The organism is Mesorhizobium humile (assembly GCF_033977215.1).
In the GTDB taxonomy this organism is placed as follows: domain Bacteria; phylum Pseudomonadota; class Alphaproteobacteria; order Rhizobiales; family Rhizobiaceae; genus Mesorhizobium; species Mesorhizobium humile.
Map to the genome: position 1 here is coordinate 1 of NZ_JAVIIV010000054.1, position 4760 is coordinate 4760.

Genomic DNA, 4760 nt, shown 5'->3' on the forward strand with positions numbered 1-4760 from the left:
CTCGTTGGCCTGTGTCTCGTTGGCCTGTGTCTCGTTAGCAGGGGTCTCGTTGGCAAGGGTCTGTGCGGCTGCGTCCTCGCCGCCGCACAGGTAGGCGTGGAGCGCCTTCACGCAAGGCTCGGCGTTCTCCTTGTCCTTTGCGGAGGGCGGGACCACCGTGATATCGGCCTGTTGGTAGAGCGGCCGGCGCTCGTCGAACATGCGGCTTAGCTTCTGCTCGCCGTCGGGGCCTTGCAGCAGCGGCCGGCTGGTGTCGTTCCTGAGGCGCCTGCGGATCACTTGCGGGTTGGTGTCGAGCCAGACCGACACCGCCTTCTCGCCGATCAGGGCTCGATTGTTGGGCTCGATGAAGCCGCCGCCGCCGGTTGCGATGACGATCGGCCCCTTCTCCAGCTGCTTGGCGAGCTCTTCGGCCTCCAGCTGTCTGAAGTGGGCCTCGCCCTGGCGCGCGAACAGATCGCTCAGATTGCCGTGCTCGCGCACGATTTCCTTGTCGGTGTCGACAAACTTCACCCCCAGCTTGCCGGCAAGCTCGCGGCCGATGGTCGACTTGCCGCTGCTCGGCATGCCGACCAGCACCACCGGGCGCATGCCGAGGGCGGCTATGATCGCGCCGGCCTGCGGCGAGCGGGGGGCCGCGGGCTGGCTTGCCCGGTCGGCGGTGGCCAACCTGGAGGCCCCAGCCGTCCGCGACCGGCTGTGGCCCGCCGAGCCCCAGTGGGGGATGCTGGAGGCGTCAGGGGGAATGGCGACCTCGAGGCATCTGTCCCGCACGCTCTGCACGAGCTCGTCGGCCTTTTGCTCGGCGTCCGGCCCGGGATGCCGCCGCAGCCAGCCGATCTGCTTGTAGAGGTCGTGGTTGGCGAGCTTGGCCCGGTAGCTGGCCGGCGTATGGAACTCGGCCTCGAAGCGATAGCCCTGCGGGGTGCTGAACACGGTGCGGATGGCGAGGAAGCTCGGCGTGCGCATCCTGAACCAGTTGGTTGTCTCGACCTCGCTGTAGCCGCGCTCCTCGAAGGCCAGCACGGCCGTCTTGAAGGCGCGCGTCAGGGCCGCATCCGGGATCTCGAAGACATGGCGCACCGCATTGGTGAGCAGCTGGGCCTCGGGCGCGGCGCTCACGCTCTGGCCGGTGAGCCCGTCGGCCATCGAATCGCGCCCGCGCAGGCGCTGCTCGAGATGCGGCATGGTCACCTCGATGCCGGCCTGCCGCAAAAGCGCGGCGACCGCCTGCGCGGTCGCGGTGATGGCGCCTTCCTCCGCCGCGGCGCGCTGGGCTGCGCGCCTGGCGTGCTCCAGGGCCTGCTCGCGGCTCAGCGTGATCGTGGCGGCGGGGTCGTCGGCTTCCGCGACGTCCAAGGGGCTGGGCAGGATGCCGTTCGCGGCGGCAAGCTTGATCGAGGCCTCCATGACCGAGGCCGCCAGTGTCGGATTGTCCTTCAGATCCGCCAGGCTGGCGTCGACGTCGAAGCGGCCCTGGTGCAGCGTTGCCGCCAGCGCCTTGACATAGGGCGCCGGCTTCAGGCCCGGGACCTGCTGCAGGAGCCGCTGCAGATCGGCGCTCTTCTTCATGAACAGCCGCGCCCCGGTGTCGGACTTGTAGGCGTCGGTGCCGACCTTGATGCCGACGCTCAACAGGTTGATGGCGCTTTCATGCAGATCCTGCGGGTTGTAGCCGTCGGGCCGCGGATCGATGCGCGCCCGGCAGTGGTCGAGCAGGAGCTCGACGCGCTCCCTGGCGTCCGCGGCTGCCGGATAGGATTCGGCAAGCTCGGGAAAAAGCGCGCCGGCGGCGGCGCTGACGGCAGCAGTTGCGCTGGTCGAGGCCGTGGCTCGCGCCAACGGCTCGCCCTTGGGCTGCTCCCCGTTGGGCTGCTCGTCATTGCCCTGGTGGGCCCAGGTCTCGAGCTCGCTGACCAGCAAGGCGGCCAGTTCGCGGGCCACCGGATGCCGGGCCGCCTCGCCGTCCTGCCTGGCCCGGTCGAGGAGCCCCTGCATGGCCTGGCCGTCCGGCCGCTCTGCCTGCAGCTGGACGCGGATGTCGGCCCTGAGCTCATGGTGAATGCCCTCGTAAGTGCCGAAGACGGCACGCTCGGCAAACCAGCGTTGCGCTTCAAGCGGCTGCGCCAGGACGTTGCGCTGCAGGCAGCTGTAGCTCTCCAGCACCTGCTGGGTGGCCGACAGGATCTGCCGGGAGCGGCTGAACTGGTAGTCGCCGTTCTCGATGGCCGGCGTGTGCGACTTCGGCGGCTTCAGCGAGGCCAGGCCGCGCGCCTGCTCCTTCTGGTCGAACTGGCGCACATGCTCGTAGAGCCTGGGCCGGTCGCCGACGATGACAACGGTGTCGCCGTCGAAATCGCCGTCGAGCTTCTTTTGTTCGGCGCTCGGCACCGCAACCAGCGAGCCGGGCGCGAACACCTCCGTCGCCTGCAGGATGCCGACGCAGTCGAGCCCGGTGTCGGCCTTGACCCGGTCCTTGCCCTCGAGCCAGTGCGAATGGCACTTGACGTCCTCGGCCGACATCACCACCGAACGCTCGGCGAAGGCGGCCGGCCACATCCGGTCGGGCACCACGATCAGGATGCCCTTGGCAAACAAGGTCGGATCGTCGGCGGCAAGCCTCTCCCCCGACTTGTGCGCGACGTTGAAGCTGTACTGGAAGGCCACGCACCGGTCCAGGAACGCCGCGGTCGCGTCGCCGTCGCGCGCCGACCTGACCTGGCCGGCGGCGAACGGGCGCAGGTTCGGCTTGTCGTAGGGCGAGCGCCCGACAAGCACGCCGCCATCGCCGGTCAAGGTCTCGCTCTTGAGCGTCGGCACATAAAGGCGTCCGTCGCCGGACGGCACGGCGACGGCGCCCGGGCCGTCGATGTGGCCAGAGGTGACGGTCCGAAACAGCTCCTCGGCCGTCAGCCTCGGCTGCTCACGGCTGCCGAGCCAGGCCTCGGCCTTCTCGCGCGTCTCCTCGGCCACCGCTGCGTCGCGCGGATAATGCTGCAGGGCCGAGGCCGGCACCGAGGTTCGCTTGCCCTGGCCAAAGACACGCACCGGCGCGGCGCCGTCCGGGCGGACGGCCCGGGCGATGGCCGGCATGCGCTCGGCCAGCGAGGCCCTGATGAAGCCGCAGCCGTCATGCGGCCGCAAGGCGATCGGGCCGTCCGGCCCGGCGAGCCTGAAGGGATGCGCTGCCCCTGCCGGGCGGTCGGGCAGGAGCGACAGCCTGAAGGCGCCTTCCAGCGCATAGTCGTGCGGGCCAAGCCCGGGGATGTCCGGCGGCGCGGCAAAGCCGCGGCGCTGGGTGTAGTAATAGGCTTCCTTGAACGGCGCCCAGGCCCGCGCCAGCTGCTCGAAGGCCGTCCCCGGCGCCGTGTCGGCATAGGGGATCGCCAAAAGCTTGCCGCCGGTGGCCTCGTCGGTCGCGCCGGGCAGGCGGGCGGCAAGCTGGGCCAGGGACTTTTGCGGCGCCTTCAGCTTGCTGCCGCCGAACAGGTCCATGCGGTAGGGCACGCCCTCGACGCTGAGCGTGCGCGCCAGCATGAAGGCGCTCGGCTTGCCCGGCAGCTGCACCGCAACCACCTTGACAGCCCCCGAGGTCAGGCGGTGGAAGATGGAATAGCGCAGCTCCGCTTCGCCGGCCAGCGGCCGCCCCTGCATGTCGACCACCGGCAGCCGCATCAGTCCGGCATCGCCTTGCGGCGGCCGCGGCTCGTGGTCCATGGCCTCAAGCACGCCATGGACATCGAAGACGGCGGCGGCATGCTGGGCCTGGACGCTCGGCGCGTTCTGGGCCATGAAGGTGTCGAGCGCGTCGAGCGGCCCCTCCGCCTCGATCTCGGCGATCACGTTCCAGCTCATGTTGGAAAGGTCGGTCTCGATGAGGGCGCGGGCGCTGTCCAGGATCTGGCTGGTCTTGGCGTGCAGCTCTTCCTGGCGGCGCCGCAAGGCGAGCTTGTCGCCCTCGACATAGGGCCGCCGGTAGAGCTTCTCCAGCACCGCGCGGGTCTTGAGCACCTGATAGACCGACAGCGCCGGGCAGCGGCTTGCATTGGCGCCGCTGTCGCGCTCGGCCTGGCCTGCCTCGAGATGCGCCTCGATCTTGCGCTCCACCACCGGCTGGATGGCGTTGAGCAGGTTCAGCGCCGGCCTGCGGTACCAGCGCAACGCCGGCCGCGGGCTGCGCGCCAGCGGCAGCAGGGCGGCGCACAGATTGCCCATGGTCTCCAGGTTGTTGTCGCGCTCGAAGGCGGGCGTGGCGCGCAGCGCCTCCAGCCGCTCCAGCCCCGGCTTTGCCAGCACACCCAGATCGTCGGACAACTGCGCCTTGCTCAGGGCCTTGAAGATGTTGGCGATGGCCAGGACATCGGCCTGCTGCAGCCGGTCATCGGCATAGTGGAGATAATGCGCCAGCTGCTGCAGCCGCTCCTTCAGCAAAGCGGGTTCGACCACCTCCCCGGCTTCCTCGCCCTGCAGGATACCGCGCGCCAGACCATTCGCGACCATCGCAAGCGGTGGCGTCGCGAACGCGCCGAAGCGACGGCCCGTGGGGCCGAGACCGCGGGCGATCTCCACCAGAGCCTGATAGCACACCGGCTCTTGCGTCCACTTGCCGAAGCCGTTCACCAGGATCGCCAAGCCTTGAGCAGTAAAATCGGAGAGCCCGACATCCGGGCGATCGGCGCGGCGAAGGACCTCCTCGCCAATGGCGACCGTGGCCTGCCGATTGCGCTCCTCTTGCGGCCACTTGCTGAAACCGTTCACCA

General features: G+C 69.7%; 1 protein-coding gene. It reads right to left on the reverse strand.

Features of this window, described 5'->3' with window-relative positions; all coding sequences use genetic code 11:
• Positions 1-4760, reverse strand: a 4760-nt coding sequence (locus RFM52_RS32560; protein ID WP_430700530.1) for a shikimate kinase, incomplete at both ends; no start/stop codon positions are given.